An 18,806-nucleotide genomic window follows, 5' to 3' on the forward strand; every position below is an offset into this window, starting at 1 on the left:
GGGAGGCGTGAATCAGTGAAGGCGCAATGGTAGCGGCCTTGCAAAGCCCCGCTGATATATCCCCTTTACTTAGGCATTGCGAAGCAAAGCACGTTGAATCTCCTTGCGCAAAGCAATCTCAGACATAGGCTTAGACACGTAGCCATCTGCCCCTGCGGCCATGAATCGCTCTCGGTCCCCAGTCATCGCATGCGCTGTCACCATCAGGACAGTTGTGCGCGGCAACTGACGTTCAAGCTCTCGCTCACGCCAAATACGTAACGCTGTGAGCCCATCCATCACTGGCATCATCACGTCGAGCAAGACCACATCAAAGCGCTCTTTGTCTAGGCAGTTCAGGGCCTGCTGCCCATCGTTGGCGAGTACAAATTGATGCCCCATACGCTGCAACATGATCTGCGCCAATTTACGGTTGATTTCATGGTCTTCAACCAGAAGAACAGTCAACACCTTGTTGGCCACACTGTCATCAGACAGCATGACACCCCCACCAGAAGCGGCACGGATCAACGTGGTTTCTTCGGTCACACGTTGAACAGGAAAGTTGATGGTGAAACAGGCCCCTTGCCCTGGCTGGCTTTTGGCAGTGACATCACCACCCATGAGTTGCATCAAACTTTTCGTAATCGCCAAACCTAAACCCGTGCCACCGTAAGAACGCGTGATCGATTCGTCAGCTTGTGTAAATGGGCTAAATAAAGATTCGACCCGTGCGTCATCAAAACCAATGCCCGTATCTGCCACCGAAATTTCCAGTCGGAACTCATCGTCGGCACGCACCGCAAACACACGTGACGCCACAGTGATGGTGCCATCTTCTGTGAATTTAATCGCATTCCCAATTAAATTGGTCAGTACTTGACGCACGCGCACAGGATCCATCCAGACCAATTCTGGTAGCGCTGGATCATTGTTGACTTGCAGCCTCACCCCTTTGGCTTGTGCCAATTGTTCCAGCGAACGCGCTGTATGCCGAACCAACTGTGCCGGACAGACTGTGAGCTTCTCTAACTCCAGCGCACCTGCTTCAATCTTCGAAAAATCAAGGATCTGATTGATGATGTGAAGCAAGTGACTCGCAGAATCACGCGCCAAAGACAGATACTCCTTTTGCACTTGGGCATCATCTGTTGCCATGGCTAACTCTGTCATGCCCAAAATGCCATTCATCGGCGTTCGAATCTCATGGCTCATGTTGGCCAAAAATTCACCACGCATGCGATTGGCCTGCTCCGCTTTTTCTTTGGCTTCCACCAATAAATCTTGCGCGTGCTTAATGGCGGTGAAATCTTGAATCACCCCGATGAAAAAATGCGCTTCATCGACTCGCGTTTCCTTGACCGTGATGCGCACAGGGAACACACCACCGTCTTGCCGCATGCCTTGCACAATGCGCGGCTGATTCAATAGTCGCTTAGTTCCAGTTTTTGCGTAGGCTTGCAAGTACCCATCATGAGCTTGACGATCTTGCGCGTGCATCAAAATTTTGATGTTCTGACCAATCAACGCTTGCGGTTCGTAACCGAATATCTCAGCCGTTGCCAGATTGCACTGAACGATATGCCCTTGCGCATCAGTCACCACGATGGCTTCAGGCACAGCTGCAAAAATGCTGTTGAGTTTGCTCTCACTCAAACGCAGCTGCTGAATGGCTTGTTGCCTCTCCGTTGACAAATCTCTAGCCACGATCAGAGCCGTTCGAATGCGGCGCACAGACAGCCACACCATCGACAGACCACCCAACACAACCAACAGCAAAACACTGAATGTGCGTGTCAAAACCTCTGTCGCGGCTGTTTGCCATTGAGAGACCGGCAAAACAATTTCGAGCGCACCACGGACATCGCCTACTTTCCAATCCGTTTTCGGTGAATTCTGGTATTGGTTGTGGCACGCCACACAGCCAGACAACATCCGATCTGCTTGTGCATAACGCAGCACCCGCTGTCCATTAAGCATTTCCTCTCTCACATACGGCACGTTTGGGTTGACCTTGAGATGTGCCAAAGCTTGAATTTGAAAATCATCCAGCTTGCGCTCATTCATACGCCAAGGAAACGGCAAATCGCTGTACAAACGCACCTGAGTGCCGCCATCCACTTGCGATATGTAGTGCCCTAGCTCAATCGTGAGCGTTGCTGGCAGTGGCAAAGCTTTGTCTTTGTCTTTGTAGTCATGTGTGATGGCTACCCCTGCACGCAATGCACGTGGCACCAACTCTTGCGCATAAAAATTGCGAAACTGAGTGACAGACTCTGCGTGCTCTTGTGCGCTGTCCGTCGCGTATTGAAACACCACACGCTCACTGGATTTGTAGGTGTAATAAACCACCCATATCGAGATCAATATCAACACACCAGCCACGACTTGCATTGGCCAACGTTTGAGCAGCTTTTGCACACTGCGAATGAGACGTTTAAGAGCTTGCACGATCAGTCTTAATAAATATTAATGACTAATATTAGTGCAATATTCTTACTTATTAGAGTCCTTAGGATTTAATTTATTAGCCTCTTGATCCAAACTTTGTTCGGTTGAGTCTGGCTCCACGTCATCGAATAAATTCAAAGTTTTGGCACTCACCATCTGGCGTAGCAAAGCCTTTGGCAAGGGTGATATCTGGTTGTAGTCATCGATGTAGACATCCATGCCATCCATCATGTTGAAGTGAGGATCGGCAAACAACTTTTTCATGGCTGCATTCTTGACTTCTGACGACACATCGTTCGCCACAAAACTGGCGAAATTTGAGTTCGGTGTCAGCTGCTCAACATCCGCCAAGGTGGGAGCTGGCTGGTTCGTCTGCGCTTCAACCGCAGGCGCAACGGGCTCTACAACACTCGGCACGGGAGGAGATGCGCTCCTGCTGGGCTCTGCTGGCACGCGCCCTTCGCGCACGTCCGACTTGCGACGGGACCAACGACTCAAAAAGCCATCGTCATTCGACATGCCCACCTCCGCGAATCTTTTCTGTGCTCACAGAGGCCGGATTCCCAAAACGATCTTGCAGCGGCCTGAAACTGTCAGGACGTTTGCGGCGTTTGCCTTCAACCACCCAATGCTCATCCACAAAAGCAGCCATCCAAGCCACCACCTCAGCAGGTGCAGGAACTTGATCCACATGCTCTTGCGCATCTAGCCAGCGCCCCGCGTCGTGATAGCTCAGACTCACCGCAGCAGGTACGGCCATCGGCTGATCCGACAGACGCGCCTCCTCTTCCATACGCCACAACACAAACCAGCAAGGTGCGGGTGAGGTGGCATTGAGGTAATACCCCTCGGCATCGTCTTTGAACAGCTCCACCGTGAAGCCAGGATGCAGCCACATTTGCTCATCTTCCGTCTGACGCAAGCACCTTGGCTCTGCCCCGAAGTGCTCAGCGTGCGGGACTAAGTCGTGACCTGTGACATCGTGCAGCACCCAACGCCAAGGTTGCCAGCGGCTCATAGCGCCCGCTACGCGTTCGCGGCGCATCACGACAGCGACTTGAAGGTTGGGACGGTGAACCATGTGTGTGATGTTAACGAAGCGCCAATGAGAAAGTAACTCACAAGAGTTAACTTATTAAATTTAGAAAATTTTTTCTGTAAATCGCTAAAGAAATTCAGTTTCGTGCCGATAGATAGGACGCTTGTTAATTTAAGTAGAAATCACAAAAAGGCAACCTATGTCCACGATCAATAACGTCACACTCTCTGCAGCCACAGCTGGAACAACCGCAACTGCCACTGCCGTGGACTTCGCCGCTCTCGATCAAACAAGCATCAAGGCTTTAGGTGTTGGCGTTTTTACAAGCCTGACGGCCACAGATGCAGCCAAAATCTCGGCCGATGCATTCGCAGGCATCACCAACGTACAGCTAGCAGCGATTTCTACTGCTGTTTTTAATAAGCTCACAACAGATCAGGTTTCTAGCTTGTCGGCTTCGCACATCACATCTTTAGCCACGGCAAAAATCCAAGCCCTCTCTACCAGTCAACTTGCTGTGATGGTTGAAACGCAAATCGCTGCGTTGAGTCAGACGCAAGTTGCCGCGCTCACCACCACACAAATCGGCAAGCTCTCTGAAGAGCAAATGGGTGCCATTAACAGCGTGGGTTTAACCGCACTGCAAATCAGCGCGCTGAGCACTGCGCAAATCAGCGCATTAACAACACAACAGTTGTCTAGCCTCAGCACCAGCCAAATCGGCTCTTTAGGCACAGACGACATGAAGGCGTTGAATGAAGAGCAAATTGCCAGCCTGACGAATAAACAAGTCTCTGCGCTTTCTACGCAACAAGTCTCTGCGTTGTTTGCGATGCAATCGCTGGGTTTTTCCACCTCGCAAGTTCAGAATATTTCCACGCGTGCCATTGCGGCGCTCACTACTGAATATCTCAAAAAACTCGATGAAAACGCAATGGTTGCATTGAGTGCCATGCAAGTCAAAGCGCTGACCAGCACACAACTCAATGGTTTAACGGATGAAAATTTTCAAGCCATTGAAAGCGGCGACATCGCATCCATTTCAGCTACAACATTGGCGACGGTTAGCACTAGCAAAATAAATCGATTGACCAGTGCACAAGTCAGTGCGCTCACAACGGCGCAAGTCAAAGCCATGACCGTGGCACAAATTGGAGCGCTCTCCGAAGACAGCATCAAAGGCCTCAAAGCCATGCAACTGAGCTCGCTGTCGTCCACCCAAGTCGCAACCCTAAGCTCAGACCAACTTGCAGCATTCAGTACTTCACAAATTTCGGCCCTCAGCACCAGCGCTATCAGCAACATCAGTGCTAGCAAGCTTAAAACACTGAATGCGAGCTCCATTGCTGCACTCTCCAGCAGCCAAGTCAAAGCGCTGAGCACGGCGCAACTCAGCAACTTGACGGAAGAACAATTTCAGGCGATCGAAACCGCTGACATCGTAGCCATCGCCACCTCCACTCTCACCGCTCTCGCGAGCGACAAAATTGGGGCCCTTACCAGCACACAAATAGGCGCACTGACCACTGCACAGGTTAAATCTCTTACAACCACTCAAATTGGCTACCTATCGGAAGATGGCATTAGAGGACTCAAAGCCATCCAAGTCACTAATATGACTTCCGACCAAGTCAAAAAATTTGACACGACACAATTAAGCGCACTCAGCGCCAGTCAAATTAATGCACTGAGCACGGCCGCCGTAACAAATCTTGAATCCACCAAACTTCAAAGTTTGGATGCCTCATTCATCAAAGCGCTTTCATCGACACAAGTCAAAGCGTTGACAACCTCACAAATCAACGCTTTGAGCGATGAGCAAATAGCTGCTATTGAAACAGGTGATATCGCAGCCATTTCAACTGCGATTCTGTCAAGTATCAGCACCAGCAAAGTGAGCGCAATCACAAGCAGCCAAATTGGTGCGCTATCACTCAGCCAAACCAAGTCCTTGACAACAGGTCAAATCGAAAAAATTTCTGAAGAGGCAATTGCAGGCCTAAAAACAGCACAACTGAATGGATTAAGCACGGCACAAGTTAAAGCTCTGTCAACTTCACAACTTTCTGCGATGACTAGCTTGCAAGTGCAAGCTATCAACACGGCAGCCATCAGCCAAATTTCGACAGACAAACTGAAGACCTTAGAGCCCAGCTTTATTCAAGCACTTTCGGCCAGTCAAGTTCGTGCACTGACTTCTACACAAGTCAATAATTTGACTGATGATCAAATTGCAAGCATAGACAGTAGTGATATCGCTAGCCTCAGCACATCCGTACTTTCAGCCATTACCACCGATAAATTGGTCGCATTGAACAGCACGCAAATCAGCGCGCTGAGCTCAACGCAAATTAAATCGCTGACCACCTCACAACTCAGCAATCTGTCTGAAGACAACGTCAAAGGCCTCACTTCCACGCAACTGAGTAGCATCACCACACAGCAAGTTAGCTCTTTAGCCAAAGAGCAATTCAATGCCATGAGTGCTGCGCAGGTTCAAAATTTAAGTACGGCGGCAATCAGCAGCATTTCAACCAGCACACTAAAGAACGTGGATGCTGCATTCTTGACAAATTTGTCAGCCAACCAAGTCAAAGCGCTGACAAAGGCGCAAATTGACACTTTGGATGCCGAACACATTCAAGCCATTGAGAGCAATGACATCGTTGCCATGACATCGGCAGTGCTGTCAACACTGGGTGACAGTGCATTGGCGGCCTTCTCAAGCAGCCAAGTCAACAACATGACCAGCTCTCAAATCAAAGCTTTGAACATCAGCAAACTGTCTGATGATGGCTTGAGTGGTTTGAAAGATGTGCAACTTGCTTCACTCACATCCACTCGCGTGAATGAGCTCAGCTCAACACAACTTGGCGCACTCAGCACCGATCAAATCAAATCGTTGAGCACTTCCGTCATTGCCAACTTGGCATCTAACAAACTTAACACTTTGGATGCATCCGTGTTCACAGCCTTGACATCGAGTCAAGTCAAGGCATTGACCACCACGCAAATCAACGCACTCAAAGAAGATCAGCTGCAAGGTATTGGGATCGATGACATTTCTGCCATCAGCACAGCCGTTTTGTCTACCATCGACAAAGACAAGCTGGTTCTCTTGTCTGGGGATCAAGTGGGCGCCTTTACGACAGCACAAGTGCGCAGCTTAACGACTGCTCAACTTGAAAAATTTGGTGAGGAAGAAATTCAAGGTTTGTCTGACGCAGGTATTGCCGCAATTTCAACCACTCAAATCGAAAAGCTCACATCCACGCAGCTCAACTACTTGGGCACGTCTCAAATTGCCAGTTTGTCTACCAGTGCAATCGCCAAGATTGATGCAACATCCACCTTCAAATACTTATCGACAGACAACATCACCGCATTGAGCACATCACAGGCGAAGGCACTGACATCGACACAACTCAATGCCATGTCAACTAGCCAACTGAATGCTTTAGAGGCTGAAGATGTAGCAGCCTTGAGCACACGCGAAATTTCTGGTTTAACTACTGCGCAACTCAACGCACTCACAACCGAGCAATTCGCAGCCCTGACGTCTGCTGAAATCAAAGCCTTGACAACAGATCAAATCGCAAAATTGACGACCGAAGATGTCAATGCGCTCGCCAGCGAAGCATTTGCTGCGCTCACCACTGATCAAATTCAAAAATTGAGCACAGATGTTTTGTCTAAGTTAGGGTCAGAACAGTTCCAAGCTCTTACAACGAAGCAAATCACGGCGCTATCAACCAGCACCATCGATAAACTGAATGCCTCTAATATTCATGCGCTGTCCACTGAGCAGCTCACCAAACTGAGTCAAGCTCAAATCGACAAACTCACGATTGGTCAGTGGTATGACTTAGACCAAAGTCAACGCGATGCCGTGACTGAGAAGAGCCGTCGCGTGAAGGAATTAACCAGCACGCTCTTGAATGCAGCGAGTACAACCGAAGTTCAAACAATCGCCGCATCTGATGTCTCAAAAATCACGACAACCGATTTGGCAGCTTTGAGCACGACCAATTTCCAAGCCTTGACCACAGAGCAAATTGCGGCATTAACCACAACACAAATCGGCAATATCACCACCGACCAAATCAAGGCATTAACTTCGACTCAGGTTGGTTCAATTGAAACTACAGATTTAGCTGTGTTGACATCGACCAAGTTGAACGCCTTATCGACCAACAGTGTGGCAGGCTTGACCACCGACCAAGTTGCCTCGTTGTCCACCGGTACGGTCAAGGGCCTAGACACAACAATCGTCAGCAACTTGATCACGGCCCAAGTTGCAGCACTGACCACTGCGCAAGTGAAAGAGCTAACAAGTTCTCAGCTGAACGCGTTAACAACGGCAAACATTAAGGGACTTGAAGCTGAAGATCTAGTCGTCATTGCAACCAGCACATTCAAGCTAATCAGCACAGACAACTTGAAAGCCTTGACATCGGATCAAGTAGCGGCGCTAACAACAGCTCAAGTTCACAGCTTGTTTGTTGACAGCGCCCAGGCCGCTACTCTAACCACCACACTTGGGTGGTCTAGAAACATCGTCTAAAGAAGCACTACAGCATCAAGTCTCTTTGGAGATCTTGATGCTAGGAAACTTGCTAGAAAAGTCCTTGGCTTTCGCAGCAATTTTCACGGCAACTTGGCGGGCCACCGCCTTGTAGATGCTCGCCACTTCGCCATCGGGATCGGCCACCACGGTGGGTTTACCGCTGTCGGCTTGTAGGCGAATTTGCATGTTGAGTGGCAGCGCACCTAGGTAGTCCATGCCGTATTGCGCGGCCATCTTCTTGCCGCCGTCCGCGCCAAAAATGTGTTCAATGTGGCCACAGTTGGTGCACACATGCACCGCCATGTTCTCGACCAAACCGAGGATGGGCACGCCCACCTTCTCAAACATCTTGATGCCTTTTTTGGCATCGAGCAGCGCAATGTCTTGCGGTGTCGTGACGATGACCGACCCTGTCATGGGGACGCGCTGGCTCAGGGTGAGCTGAATGTCGCCCGTACCGGGCGGCATGTCCACAATCAAATAGTCCAACGACTTCCAATTGGTCTGGCGCAGCAACTGCTCCAGCGCTTGGGTGGCCATGGGGCCACGCCAAATCATTGCCTCATCTTGATCCACCAAGAAACCGATGGACATGACTTGCACGCCATAGTTTTCGAGGGGCTCCATGGTTTGACCGTCTTCGCTCTCGGGGCGACCTTCAATGCCCATCATCATGGGCTGACTAGGGCCGTAGATATCGGCGTCGAGCAAACCCACGCTTGCGCCTTCGGCAGCCAAGGCCAAAGCCAAGTTGGCAGCAGTGGTACTTTTGCCCACACCGCCTTTGCCTGAAGCCACAGCAATGATGTTTTTAACTTGCGGCAACAAAGCCACACCGCGCTGCGCGGCATGCGCCACGATGTTGACCGTGATATTGGCTGACACGTTCTCAACGCCCGCCACGCTCTTGGCTGCAGCAATCAACTCTTTACGAAAACCCGCAATTTGGCTCTTGGCTGGGTAGCCCAACACCACGTCAAACGACACATCACCATCGTTGATTTGCAGGTTCTTCAACGCCTTGCTGGTCACGAAGTCTTTGCCCGTGTTGGGGTCAATCACGGTTTGCAGGGCAGCGGTGAGGGTTTGTTCGTTCAATGACATAAGAATTTCTTTACATAGGAATGCGCACAAGTCTAGCGCGAGACTTTTGACGCCGTTAGTTTCGACGAGCCACCCAATAAGTTGCGCCTTCTGCGCCATACCGCTCGTCGTGGGGGACATCGCGTTCTAGCTCAAAAACGGAACCTAGCAACAGGTGCTGAGTTTGACCATTTAGGGTCAACCACATCTCGCCGCGCGTGAGGATGGCATGCACCGCAAACGGGTGGGTGTGGGTATCCAGCACAGTGTGAGGCGGCCAGTCGCGCTCAATCACCTCGTCAAACCCAGCGGCAAGGGCTTGTTGCTTGAATTGATCAAAGCTAGGCAAGTTCATGCTGGGCATTGTCGAGGACTAGAATTAGCCCCCTTGTTCAAAAGGTCTTGCCCTCTCATGTCTCAGCGCCAGCTATTTGTTACCACCGCCCTGCCCTACGCCAACGGCAACTTCCACATCGGCCACATCATGGAGTACATCCAGGCCGACATCTGGGTGCGTTTCCAGCGAATGCAGGGCAACAAAGTGGACTTTGTGGGCGCAGACGACACCCACGGCGCGCCCATCATGATTGCCGCCGAGAAGGCCGGCATCACCCCGCAGCAGTTTGTAGCCAACATCGCCGCAGGCCGCAAGCCGTATTTGGACGGTTTTCATATTCAGTTTGACAACTGGCACAGCACCGATGCGCCCGAGAACCACGAACTGGCCCGCCAGATTTACCGCGACTTGCGCGATATTCCCGAATCACAAGGCGGCTCACTGATCGAGCGCCGCACGATTGACCAGTTCTTCGACCCCGAAAAGAACATGTTCTTGCCAGACCGCTTCATCAAAGGCGAGTGCCCCAAGTGCCACGCCCACGACCAGTACGGCGACAACTGCGAGGTGTGCGGCGCGGTTTACGCCCCCACCGACCTCATCAACCCGTTCTCCGCTTTGTCGGGCGCTAAGCCTGAGCTAAAGAGCTCAGAGCATTTCTTCTTCAAGCTGTCTGACCCACGTTGCGTGGAATTCTTGGAAAAGTGGACGCAAGACGGCAAGCTGCAAGCCGAAGTGGCCAACAAGGTCAAAGAGTGGTTCACCGTGCGCACCAACCCCGATGGCACCACCAGCGAAGGTTTGGGCGACTGGGACATCTCGCGTGATGCTCCTTACTTTGGCATCGAAATTCCCGATGCACCAGGCAAGTACTTTTACGTGTGGCTCGACGCGCCTGTGGGCTACTTGGCCTCGCTCAAAAACTTGCTCGACAAGCGCGGTGAGAACTACGACGCCTACATGGCCAACCCTGCGTTAGAGCAATACCACTTCATCGGCAAAGACATCGTCACGTTCCACACGCTGTTCTGGCCCGCCATGCTGCATTTCAGCGGCCGCAAAACACCCAACAACGTGTTTGTGCACGGCTTCCTCACCGTCAACAACGGCGAGAAGATGAGCAAAAGCCGTGGCACTGGTCTCGATCCGCTCAAGTACCTGAGCCTCGGCATGAACCCCGAGTGGCTGCGCTACTACTTGGCAGCCAAGCTGAACAACAAGAATGAAGACGTGGACTTCAATGCCGACGATTTCATGCAACGTGTGAACAGCGACATGATTGGCAAATACGTCAACATTGCTAGTCGCACCTCGGGCTTCATCGCCAAGAAGTTTGAAGGCAAACTCGCCTCAGGTTACGAAAACAGCTTGCAGGAAATGCAATTACTCAGCCTGTTTGCTGACACGCTGCCAGGAATTCGCAAAGCCATCGAAGCCCGCGACTACTCCAAGGCACTACGCGACGTGATGATGCTCACCGACCGCGCCAATGAATACGTGAGCGAACGCGCACCTTGGGACTTGTCCAAGCATGCAGACAAACAAGTCGAGTTGCACACCGTGTGCTCATTTAGCTTGGTCATGTTCAAGCTGCTCACTCTCGCGCTCAAGCCCATCCTGCCCGACACAGCGCAGAAGGTGGAGCAGTTCTTCAACATCCCGCCTCTCACTTGGGCAGATGCAGACAACTTGCTCATCACACCCGAAGGCGAGCAAGCTGCCAACCGCATCAACCCAGCCGCCATGATGGGCGGACACACCATCAACGCTTACCAACACCTCATGCAACGCGTCACCCCCGAACAACTCGAAGCCTTGTTTGAACCCCCTGCCGTGGTGGAAGAAAAAGTGACGCCCGGCGGCGAAGAAATTGCGCCCACCATCAGCATCGACGACTTCGCCAAAGTCGATTTGCGCATTGCCGAAATCGTCAACTGCGAAGCGGTGGAAGGCTCGACCAAGCTGCTGCGCCTCACGCTCGATGTAGGCGAAGGCAAAACGCGCAATGTGTTCAGCGGTGTGGCCAGCATGTACAAGCCCGAAGATCTCAAGGGCAAGCTCACCGTGATGGTGGCCAATTTGGCCCCACGCAAGATGAAGTTTGGCGTGTCTGAGGGCATGGTGCTCGCCGCCAGCCATGCAGACGACAAAACTGATGCTGGCATTTATGTGCTCCACCCATGGCCCGGCGCAAAACCCGGAATGCGTATCCATTAATTGGGTTCTGACCCCAAATACTGACCCCAAATACTCATGCTCAACTTTTTTCGCCCCCACGCCATCGATTCATTGAAGGGGTACACGCGTCAGCGCTTTTACCAAGACGTGGGCGCGGGTATCACGGTGGGCGTGGTGGCGCTGCCGCTGGCCATGGCGTTTGCCATTGCCTCGGGGCTCAAGCCCGAAGCGGGTTTGTTCACCGCCATCATTGCGGGCTTTTTGATTTCTGCTTTGGGCGGCAGCCGCGTGCAAATTGGCGGGCCAGCGGGGGCGTTCATCGTCATCGTCTATGGCATTTTGGAGCGCTACGGTTTGGCCAACCTCATCATCGCCACCGCCATGTCGGGCGTGTTGTTGTTTGCCATGGGCTTGCTGCGCTTGGGTACGCTCATTCGCTTCATTCCTGTGGCGGTGGTGATTGGTTTCACCAACGGCATTGCGGTGCTCATCATGGTGTCGCAGCTCAAAGACTTCTTTGGCTTGCAAGTCAAAGCCATGCCAGCAGACTTCTTTGGCATCTTGCGCACACTGAGCGACAGCTTTGGCACGCTCAACGCAGAAGCCTTGGGCTTGGCCTTGGTTTGTTTGGCCGTCTTGGCATTTTGGCAATTGGCCCTGCCGCGTTTGGCCAATGCCATGCCGAGCACCAAAAGTTTTTCCACCATCCCCGGCTCTATCGTGGTGTTGGTAGGCGCCACCGTTGCCGCCAAGATGATGGGGCTGGAGGTTGAAACCATCGCCTCACGCTTTGGCAGCATCCCCAACAACTTGCCCGCTTTTGCATGGCCTGAGTTCAGCTGGGAAACCGCGAAGTTCTTACTCATCCCCGCCACCACCTTGGCCTTGTTGGGCTCGATTGAATCGCTCTTGTGCGCCCGTATTGCCGACCAAATGATGGCCGATGGCCCCTATGGCGACCGCCACGATGCCAACCAAGAACTGATGGCCCAAGGCATTGCCAACCTCGTCACACCCTTCTTCGGCGGCATGCCCGCCACCGGCACGATTGCCCGCACTGTGACCAACGTGAAAAACGGTGGAAACAGCCCTGTGGCTGGCATGGTGCACGCCGTCACGTTGTTGCTGGTCATGCTGGTAGCCGCCCCCTTGGCAGGCGATGTGCCGCTGGCAGCGCTCTCGGCCATTCTGATGTTTGTGGCTTGGAACATGGGCGAGTGGCGCGAGTTTGTGCACCTGCGCCAGTTCCGCATGACCTATCGCGTCACCTTGCTGCTGGTGTTCGCCCTCACCGTCATCGTCGATTTGACGGTGGCTGTGGAGGTAGGCCTGATTGCCGCATGTTTAACCTTCATCTACCGCATCTCTAGCCTCAGCCGTGCCGAGCAAGTGCAGCCCGACAACCACCCCGAGTTGGCAGGCCACGAAGCCAAGGTGCAAGCCCACCGCTTGTATGGCGCGCTGTTCTTTGGCGCGGTCAAGCTGGTGGAAGACATTGAAGAACACCTGCCCGAGCAAGCTTTGGTGCTGGACCTGAAAAATCTCATCTACATCGACACCTCAGGCGCTGACGCGCTCATGGCTTTGGCCCGCAGTTGCCGCAAAAAACAGGTTCGCCTGATTCTGTGCGGCGTGGACCACCAGCCTTTAGAAATGATGCAGCGCTGTGGCCTACTGGCCCAGCTGCCCGAGCAAGACCTGCGTCCCGATTTGGGCCAAGGTTTGGCAGCAGCCCTCGGTCGTTAAAATCTTCGCAATCTTAAAAATTCAATCAGGAACCCTGTCATGTCGATTTTTCAACGCGACCACTACACCTCAGAAGCCACGCAATTCATCGAGTCGCTCAAGGCCAAAAACCCAAAGCTTGAACAAAGCCAACGCGAAGGCCGCGCTTTGCTGTGGGACAAGCATGTGAACACCGAAATCCAGCAAGACCTGCAAGCTGGCCGCGTGGCGCAAAAGCCCTACGTTTACCAAACGAACGCTTGATACGCGCGTTCGACTGAGCGCTGACCGTGCATCCTGCTGACCCCACCCTGCCTGACGACGAGGCACACCTCGCCTCGGCCATGCCAGAGGTGATCGACAACGTGGCTGTGGCCCGCCTGTATGGCGAGCCGCTGTTCGCCATGCCGCAGGATTTGTACATCCCGCCAGACGCGCTCGAAGTTTTCCTCGAGGCCTTCCAAGGCCCGCTGGATTTGCTGCTCTACCTCATCCGCAAGCAAAACTTCAACATTCTCGACATCCCCATGGCCGCGCTCACGCGCCAGTACCTGAGCTATGTGGACGAGATTCGCAGCCGCAACTTAGAACTGGCCGCCGAGTATTTGCTGATGGCCGCCATGCTGATTGAAATCAAATCACGCATGTTGCTGCCACCCAAGAAGGTAGCCGAAGGCCAAGAGCCCGAAGACCCCCGCGCCGAGCTGGTGCGCCGCTTGCTCGAATACGAGCAAATGAAGCTCGCCGCCGCCAAGCTCAATGAAGTGCCGCAGTTTGGCCGCGACTTCTTGCGCGCACAGGTCTACATCGAACAATCGCTGCAACCGCGCTTTCCGGATGTGCATGTGGTCGAGCTTCAACAAGCGTGGGCCGACATCTTGAAGCGTGCCAAGCTGGTGCAGCACCACAAAATCAGCCGCGAAGAACTGTCTGTGCGTGAGCACATGAGCATCGTGTTGAAGAAGCTCCAAGGCCAACGCTTTGTCGAGTTTGAAAACCTCTTTGACCCCGCTGAAGGCGTGCCTGTTTTGGTGGTCACCTTCATCGCCTTGCTGGAGCTGGGCAAAGAAACCCTGATTGAAATCACCCAGGCCGAGGCTTTTGCCCCGATTTACGTGCGTTTGGCCTATACCCCGACGTAAAGACCCACGTAAACTCCACATCCTCTTGGCAACACAGGACTGGCTTTGCGCCACGCACGTTCTATGAGCAACCCCAACGCTTCGCCCTACGGCACTTTGCCGCCCGCTTCCCCCGTCGCCGCCCGCAAGCCCATCAGCTTGCCCCGCTTGAACGAGATGCGCGCCCGTGGTGAAAAAATCACCATGCTCACCGCCTACGACGCCACATTTGCTGCCGTGGCCGATGCTGCTGGCGTGGAATGCATCTTGGTCGGCGACTCACTCGGCATGGTCTGCCAAGGCCTCACCAGCACCGTGGGCGTGACGCTGGACACCATGCGCTACCACGTCGAAAGCGTGGCCCGTGGCATCCGCCGTGTGCAAGGCACAGCGTGGATCATTGGCGACTTACCCTTTGGCAGCTACCAAGAGTCCAAAGAGCAAGCCCTACGCAGCGCCACGGTTTTGATGCAAGCGGGCGCTCACATGGTCAAGCTCGAAGGCGGTGGCTGGACCACCGACATCGTGCATTTTTTGGTGGAGCGCGGCATTCCCGTCTGTGCGCATTTGGGCCTCACCCCCCAAACCGTGCATGCCTTGGGCGGCTACCGCGTGCAAGGCCGTGGCGACTCGGCCACCCAACTGCGCCAAGAAGCCATTGCTCTGCAAAACGCAGGCGCCAGCATGTTGGTACTAGAAATGGTCCCCGAACCACTGTCCACCGCCCTCACGCAAGAGCTGCCAAGCTGCCACACCATTGGCATTGGCGCGGGCAATGGCACGGCCGGCCAAGTGCTGGTCATGCACGACATGCTAGGCGTCAACTTGGGCAAAAACCCCAAGTTCGTGCACAACTTCATGGAAGGCCAAGCCAGCGTGCAAGCCGCCATGAGCGCCTATGTGGCCGCCGTCAAAAACGGTACTTTCCCCGACAACGCCAAACACGCTTGGGCTTGATCAAGCCCTAATGCCCAAGCCACCTTTTTTCGTTTCATGCAAATCGTTCACACCCTCGCGGATCTGCGCCGCGCCCTAGAGCCAGCCACACTTCGCGCCTTCGTGCCCACCATGGGCAACCTGCACCAAGGCCATTTAGAGCTGATGCAAATGGCCCGCCAAGAGGTGGACAAACGTGCAGCCACAGGCGGTATGACCGTGGCCAGCATCTTCGTGAACCGCCTGCAATTTGGCCCCAACGAAGACTTCGACACCTACCCACGCACCCTAGAAAACGACTGCGCTTTGCTAGAAGCCAACGGCTGCGACGTGGTCTTTGCGCCGTCCGAAAAAGACCTCTACCCCGAACCCCAAGTGTTCAAGGTGCACCCACCCGCTGAGCTGGCCGATATCTTAGAAGGCGCGTTTCGGCCAGGCTTTTTTGTGGGCGTGAGCACCGTGGTGCACAAGCTGTTCAACATCGTGCAGCCCGACTTGGCCGTGTTTGGCAAGAAGGACTACCAACAGCTCATGGTCATCCGCCGCCTGGTGCAGCAAATGGCCTTGCCCATCGAGATCATCGGCGGCGAAACCCGCCGTGCTGAAGACGGCTTGGCGTTGAGTTCACGCAATGGCTATTTAAGCGCCGAAGAACGCGCCGAAGCTGTGCAACTGTCGATGGCTTTGAAAGGCTTGGCTGCTGCGACCCGTGCAGGCAATGCTTCAGGCCAGCTAGATGTGACGGCCGCCGAAGCCGCTGCGATGGATGCCCTGCGCCAACGCGGCTGGGTCCCTGACTACATCACCCTACGCCGTCAGCATGACTTGTCACCCGTGAACGGGCCATGCGCTGAGCCGCTGGTGGTGCTGGGTGCGGCTAAGCTGGGTAAGACGCGATTGATTGATAACTTGGAGGTTTGATAGCAGCTATTCAGCCAAGCCGCAACGGATACAATATCGATAACTTTTATAAATTAGTTTATGAAATCCACGTTTATTCGATTTCTTCACCTTAAGGAAGTTTTAAGTGGTCATCAAGTCGATGCCGAGATTGACTTGACTGCGCAAAAATTACTGGAAGTCGTGAGTCTGCGGCATTCAAACCACAAGGCCCTCACAGTAACTGATGCCATGCAACTACAAAGCATTGCTTCACCAGCAACATTGCATCGCAAACTATCGACTCTGCTGGAAACGGGCTATGTCGAATTTGCATTCGAAGGCACGAATCGTCGGACCAAATACATTCACCCCACAGCCAAAACTGACGCTTACTTTGACGCACTGGGGCAAGTGCTGAAAGAATCTTTGACTTAATCGTGTGTGCTTGAGCTGAGTTTCAGACGGTTGGTTTGATGTGAAGTACCTGACAGAAAAAATATTGCTCTGCGCTCTGTTTGGTGCGCTGTACTTCGCACTGTTTGAAATCTCTTGGTCATTTGATTTGGTCGAAAGTTATGCCCCTGGCATCTCTCTGGTGTTCTTACCTGCAGGGGTCAAGCTACTTGCGGCCTTGATTTCTGGCTTTTGGGGTGTTCTCGGGACGGTCATTGCCCTCGCCTATGTCACCCCAGGTTTTTGGCCTGATCAACCCCTTTGGTTTTATGTGGTCTATCCAGCGTTGAGTGGCTTTAGCACGCTGGCAGTCGTGGCACTCATGAAACGCATGCTTGGAATTGACGACGACATTCGTAACCTACGCTTCATCCATATCCCGATCATCGATCTGTGTGCAACGTGTGTGCACGGAGCAGTGGTGAATGGTTTCTTCGCGCTAGAACATTTGTCTGTGGACAAAGACTTTTTCACCCGAGCATTCGCCATGTCTGTGGGAGACTTTTTAGGAAGCCTCATCTTGATGCTCAGCTTTGCAGTGTTGGCAAAGTTATACGACCTTCACACACAAAGCGTTATTCGCCCTTAGCTCCGCGCCCCATCAATTCAGCAACCGCCTGTACTGGCGTGGTCTTACCGTCAAGTAACGCCACGACAGCCTGCGCAATCGGCATCTCTACACCTAAGTGCTGCGCACGTTGCGCCACAGTACGGGCGCAGTACACGCCTTCAGCCACGTGGCCGAGTGAGTCGACCGCTTGTTGCAACGTCATGCCTTGGGCCAAAGCGAGGCCCACTTTGCGGTTGCGGCTCAGATCGCCTGTGGCGGTAAGCACCAAGTCGCCCAAGCCCGAGAGGCCCATGAAGGTTTCAGTCTTAGCGCCCAATGCCACGCCGAGGCGCGTAATTTCGGCCAAGCCGCGAGTGATGAGTGCAGCACGGGCATTCAATCCCAACTGCAATCCATCGCATAAACCTGTAGCGATGGCCAACACGTTTTTCACCGCACCGCCCACCTCCACGCCCACGATGTCATCGTTGGCGTACACACGCAGGCTGTTGTTGTGAAAGGCTTGCACCATGGCGTCGCGCACCGCAGCGTCGTTGCTGGCAGCCACCAAGGCGGTGGGCATGCAGCGTGCCACTTCTTGCGCAAAGCTGGGGCCACTGAGCGCACCGCCGCGCAACGCGGGGGCCACTTGGGCTTGCACTTCGTGAGCCATCAAGCCCACACCATCCAAAGCCGCTTCAAAGCCTTTGCAAAGCCATGCCACAGGCACCTTGCTACCCAAAATGGGCGCGAGTTGCGTGAGCATGCCACGCAGGCTGCTCATAGGTGAACCGATGACCACCAAATCTTGCTCGGCCAACCAAGGGCCAAGAGGTGCTGACGATACTTGCACGCCGGCGGTAAAGGGCAACTCAGGCAAATAACGTGTGTTCACACGCTCCGCCTGCATAGCTTGCGCTTGGCGCGCATCGCGCGCCCACAGGGTCACGGTGTGGTGTGCGCCCGCATTAATCGCCAATGCTGTGCCCCACGCGCCTGCACCTAAAACGGCAACCTTCACGTCGATGCCCTAAGAGCAGATTTACTGAACAGAGGCAGCTGCTTGTTGCTGCTGTTGTTCGTACATGGCTTGGAAGTTGATTTCAGCCAAGTGCACAGGTGGGAAACCAGCGCGTTGAATCACATCGGCCACGTTGCCACGCAGGTAGGGGTAAATGATCTGGGGGCAAGCGATGCCAATGACGGGACCCATTTGGTCGTCGGGCAAGTTACGCACTTCAAAAATACCCGCTTGCTTGGCTTCGACCAAGAACACAGTTTTATCTTCAATCTTGGTGGTGATGGTGGCTGTCACGGTCACTTCCACAATGCCATCGGCCACTTGTTCCATGCCCACGCCCAACTGAATGTCCACCGAAGGTTGCTCTGTGCTGGTGAGGATGGCAGGGGAGTTGGGTTGCTCCAAAGATAGGTCTTTCAAATAGACGCGTTGAATTTGAAAGACGGGTGTTGCTTGTTCTTCTGACATTGTTTTTTCCTAGTAC

General features: G+C 53.5%; 16 protein-coding genes. 9 read left to right on the forward strand and 7 right to left on the reverse strand.

Translation table 11 applies throughout. The features are described from left to right. Positions 1-69: 69 nt before the first annotated feature. Genes QMG27_RS10555 through QMG27_RS10565 form a run of 3 tightly spaced genes read right to left on the reverse strand, consistent with a single transcriptional unit; the run spans position 70 to position 3,511 of the window. Positions 70-2,430 (reverse strand): ATP-binding protein, encoded by a 2,361-nt coding sequence (locus QMG27_RS10555; RefSeq protein WP_281811142.1) that lies wholly within the window; start codon positions 2,428-2,430, stop codon positions 70-72. Positions 2,431-2,475: 45 nt separating this feature from the next. After that, positions 2,476-2,949 (reverse strand): DUF3306 domain-containing protein, encoded by a 474-nt coding sequence (locus QMG27_RS10560; RefSeq protein WP_281811144.1) that lies wholly within the window; start codon positions 2,947-2,949, stop codon positions 2,476-2,478. Beyond that, positions 2,939-3,511: a DUF3305 domain-containing protein gene (locus QMG27_RS10565; protein ID WP_281811146.1), complete on the reverse strand. Its 573-nt coding sequence runs from the start codon at positions 3,509-3,511 to the stop codon at positions 2,939-2,941. The genes QMG27_RS10560 and QMG27_RS10565 overlap by 11 nt, the downstream gene beginning before the upstream one ends. A 157-nt stretch (positions 3,512-3,668) precedes the next feature. On the opposite strand from QMG27_RS10565, the gene QMG27_RS10570 reads away from it, so the two are divergent. Beyond that, positions 3,669-8,033, forward strand: a complete 4,365-nt coding sequence (locus QMG27_RS10570) for a hypothetical protein (protein WP_281811148.1) — start codon at positions 3,669-3,671, stop codon at positions 8,031-8,033. Between the two features lie 15 nt (positions 8,034-8,048). Here QMG27_RS10570 and apbC read toward each other — a convergent pair whose 3' ends face one another. Then, a complete protein-coding gene (gene apbC / locus QMG27_RS10575) occupies positions 8,049-9,140 on the reverse strand; it encodes an iron-sulfur cluster carrier protein ApbC (RefSeq protein WP_281811150.1) in 1,092 nt (363 codons plus the stop codon). A gap of 55 nt (positions 9,141-9,195) precedes the next feature. Further along, positions 9,196-9,483, reverse strand: coding sequence for an AraC family ligand binding domain-containing protein (locus QMG27_RS10580; RefSeq protein WP_348773618.1), 288 nt, complete (start codon positions 9,481-9,483; stop codon positions 9,196-9,198). Between the two features lie 48 nt (positions 9,484-9,531). Here QMG27_RS10580 and metG point away from each other — a divergent pair, with 48 nt between their 5' ends. From metG to QMG27_RS10620, 8 genes are all read left to right on the forward strand, one after another. Continuing rightward, positions 9,532-11,673 (forward strand): methionine--tRNA ligase, encoded by a 2,142-nt coding sequence (gene metG, locus QMG27_RS10585; RefSeq protein WP_281811152.1) that lies wholly within the window; start codon positions 9,532-9,534, stop codon positions 11,671-11,673. Between the two features lie 36 nt (positions 11,674-11,709). Then, complete coding sequence (locus tag QMG27_RS10590; RefSeq protein WP_281811154.1) at positions 11,710-13,380, forward strand: SulP family inorganic anion transporter; 1,671 nt, start codon at positions 11,710-11,712, stop codon at positions 13,378-13,380. 39 nt (positions 13,381-13,419) lie between these two features. Further along, entirely contained in the window at positions 13,420-13,623 is a 204-nt protein-coding gene (locus tag QMG27_RS10595) for a DUF3460 family protein (RefSeq protein ID WP_281811156.1), read from the forward strand. Positions 13,624-13,703: 80 nt separating this feature from the next. Beyond that, a complete protein-coding gene (locus tag QMG27_RS10600) occupies positions 13,704-14,501 on the forward strand; it encodes a ScpA family protein (RefSeq protein WP_281814615.1) in 798 nt (265 codons plus the stop codon). A gap of 63 nt (positions 14,502-14,564) precedes the next feature. Continuing rightward, a complete protein-coding gene (panB, locus tag QMG27_RS10605) occupies positions 14,565-15,437 on the forward strand; it encodes a 3-methyl-2-oxobutanoate hydroxymethyltransferase (RefSeq protein WP_281811158.1) in 873 nt (290 codons plus the stop codon). Positions 15,438-15,473: 36 nt separating this feature from the next. After that, the gene (gene panC, locus QMG27_RS10610) at positions 15,474-16,337 is read left to right on the forward strand and encodes a pantoate--beta-alanine ligase (RefSeq protein WP_281811160.1); all 864 of its coding nucleotides are present in this window, start codon (positions 15,474-15,476) and stop codon (positions 16,335-16,337) included. A 60-nt stretch (positions 16,338-16,397) separates the two neighbouring features. Then, the gene (locus tag QMG27_RS10615; protein ID WP_281811162.1) at positions 16,398-16,733 is read left to right on the forward strand and encodes a hypothetical protein; all 336 of its coding nucleotides are present in this window, start codon (positions 16,398-16,400) and stop codon (positions 16,731-16,733) included. Between the two features lie 40 nt (positions 16,734-16,773). Further along, the gene (locus QMG27_RS10620; RefSeq protein ID WP_281811164.1) at positions 16,774-17,340 is read left to right on the forward strand and encodes a hypothetical protein; all 567 of its coding nucleotides are present in this window, start codon (positions 16,774-16,776) and stop codon (positions 17,338-17,340) included. Here the strand turns inward: QMG27_RS10620 and QMG27_RS10625 are convergent. Beyond that, positions 17,327-18,322: an NAD(P)H-dependent glycerol-3-phosphate dehydrogenase gene (locus QMG27_RS10625; RefSeq protein WP_281811166.1), complete on the reverse strand. Its 996-nt coding sequence runs from the start codon at positions 18,320-18,322 to the stop codon at positions 17,327-17,329. The genes QMG27_RS10620 and QMG27_RS10625 overlap by 14 nt on opposite strands. 21 nt (positions 18,323-18,343) lie before the next feature. Next, entirely contained in the window at positions 18,344-18,790 is a 447-nt protein-coding gene (gene secB / locus QMG27_RS10630) for a protein-export chaperone SecB (protein ID WP_281811168.1), read from the reverse strand. Positions 18,791-18,806 lie beyond the last annotated feature (16 nt).

Source organism: Limnohabitans sp. MORI2, from assembly GCF_027925025.1.
GTDB lineage: Bacteria > Pseudomonadota > Gammaproteobacteria > Burkholderiales > Burkholderiaceae_C > Limnohabitans.

What these genes read in the sequence shown, in the direction of transcription:
- QMG27_RS10560 (WP_281811144.1), bottom strand. Translation starts at nt 2,949, where the DNA reads ATGTCGAATGACGATGGCTTTTTGAGTCGTTGGTCCCGTCGCAAGTCG.
- QMG27_RS10565 (WP_281811146.1), bottom strand. Translation starts at nt 3,511, where the DNA reads ATGGTTCACCGTCCCAACCTTCAAGTCGCTGTCGTGATGCGCCGCGAA.
- QMG27_RS10570 (WP_281811148.1), top strand. Translation starts at nt 3,669, where the DNA reads ATGTCCACGATCAATAACGTCACACTCTCTGCAGCCACAGCTGGAACA.
- apbC (WP_281811150.1), bottom strand. Translation starts at nt 9,140, where the DNA reads ATGTCATTGAACGAACAAACCCTCACCGCTGCCCTGCAAACCGTGATT.
- QMG27_RS10580 (WP_348773618.1), bottom strand. Translation starts at nt 9,483, where the DNA reads ATGCCCAGCATGAACTTGCCTAGCTTTGATCAATTCAAGCAACAAGCC.
- metG (WP_281811152.1), top strand. Translation starts at nt 9,532, where the DNA reads ATGTCTCAGCGCCAGCTATTTGTTACCACCGCCCTGCCCTACGCCAAC.
- QMG27_RS10590 (WP_281811154.1), top strand. Translation starts at nt 11,710, where the DNA reads ATGCTCAACTTTTTTCGCCCCCACGCCATCGATTCATTGAAGGGGTAC.
- QMG27_RS10595 (WP_281811156.1), top strand. Translation starts at nt 13,420, where the DNA reads ATGTCGATTTTTCAACGCGACCACTACACCTCAGAAGCCACGCAATTC.
- QMG27_RS10600 (WP_281814615.1), top strand. Translation starts at nt 13,704, where the DNA reads ATGCCAGAGGTGATCGACAACGTGGCTGTGGCCCGCCTGTATGGCGAG.
- panB (WP_281811158.1), top strand. Translation starts at nt 14,565, where the DNA reads ATGAGCAACCCCAACGCTTCGCCCTACGGCACTTTGCCGCCCGCTTCC.
- panC (WP_281811160.1), top strand. Translation starts at nt 15,474, where the DNA reads ATGCAAATCGTTCACACCCTCGCGGATCTGCGCCGCGCCCTAGAGCCA.
- QMG27_RS10615 (WP_281811162.1), top strand. Translation starts at nt 16,398, where the DNA reads ATGAAATCCACGTTTATTCGATTTCTTCACCTTAAGGAAGTTTTAAGT.
- secB (WP_281811168.1), bottom strand. Translation starts at nt 18,790, where the DNA reads ATGTCAGAAGAACAAGCAACACCCGTCTTTCAAATTCAACGCGTCTAT.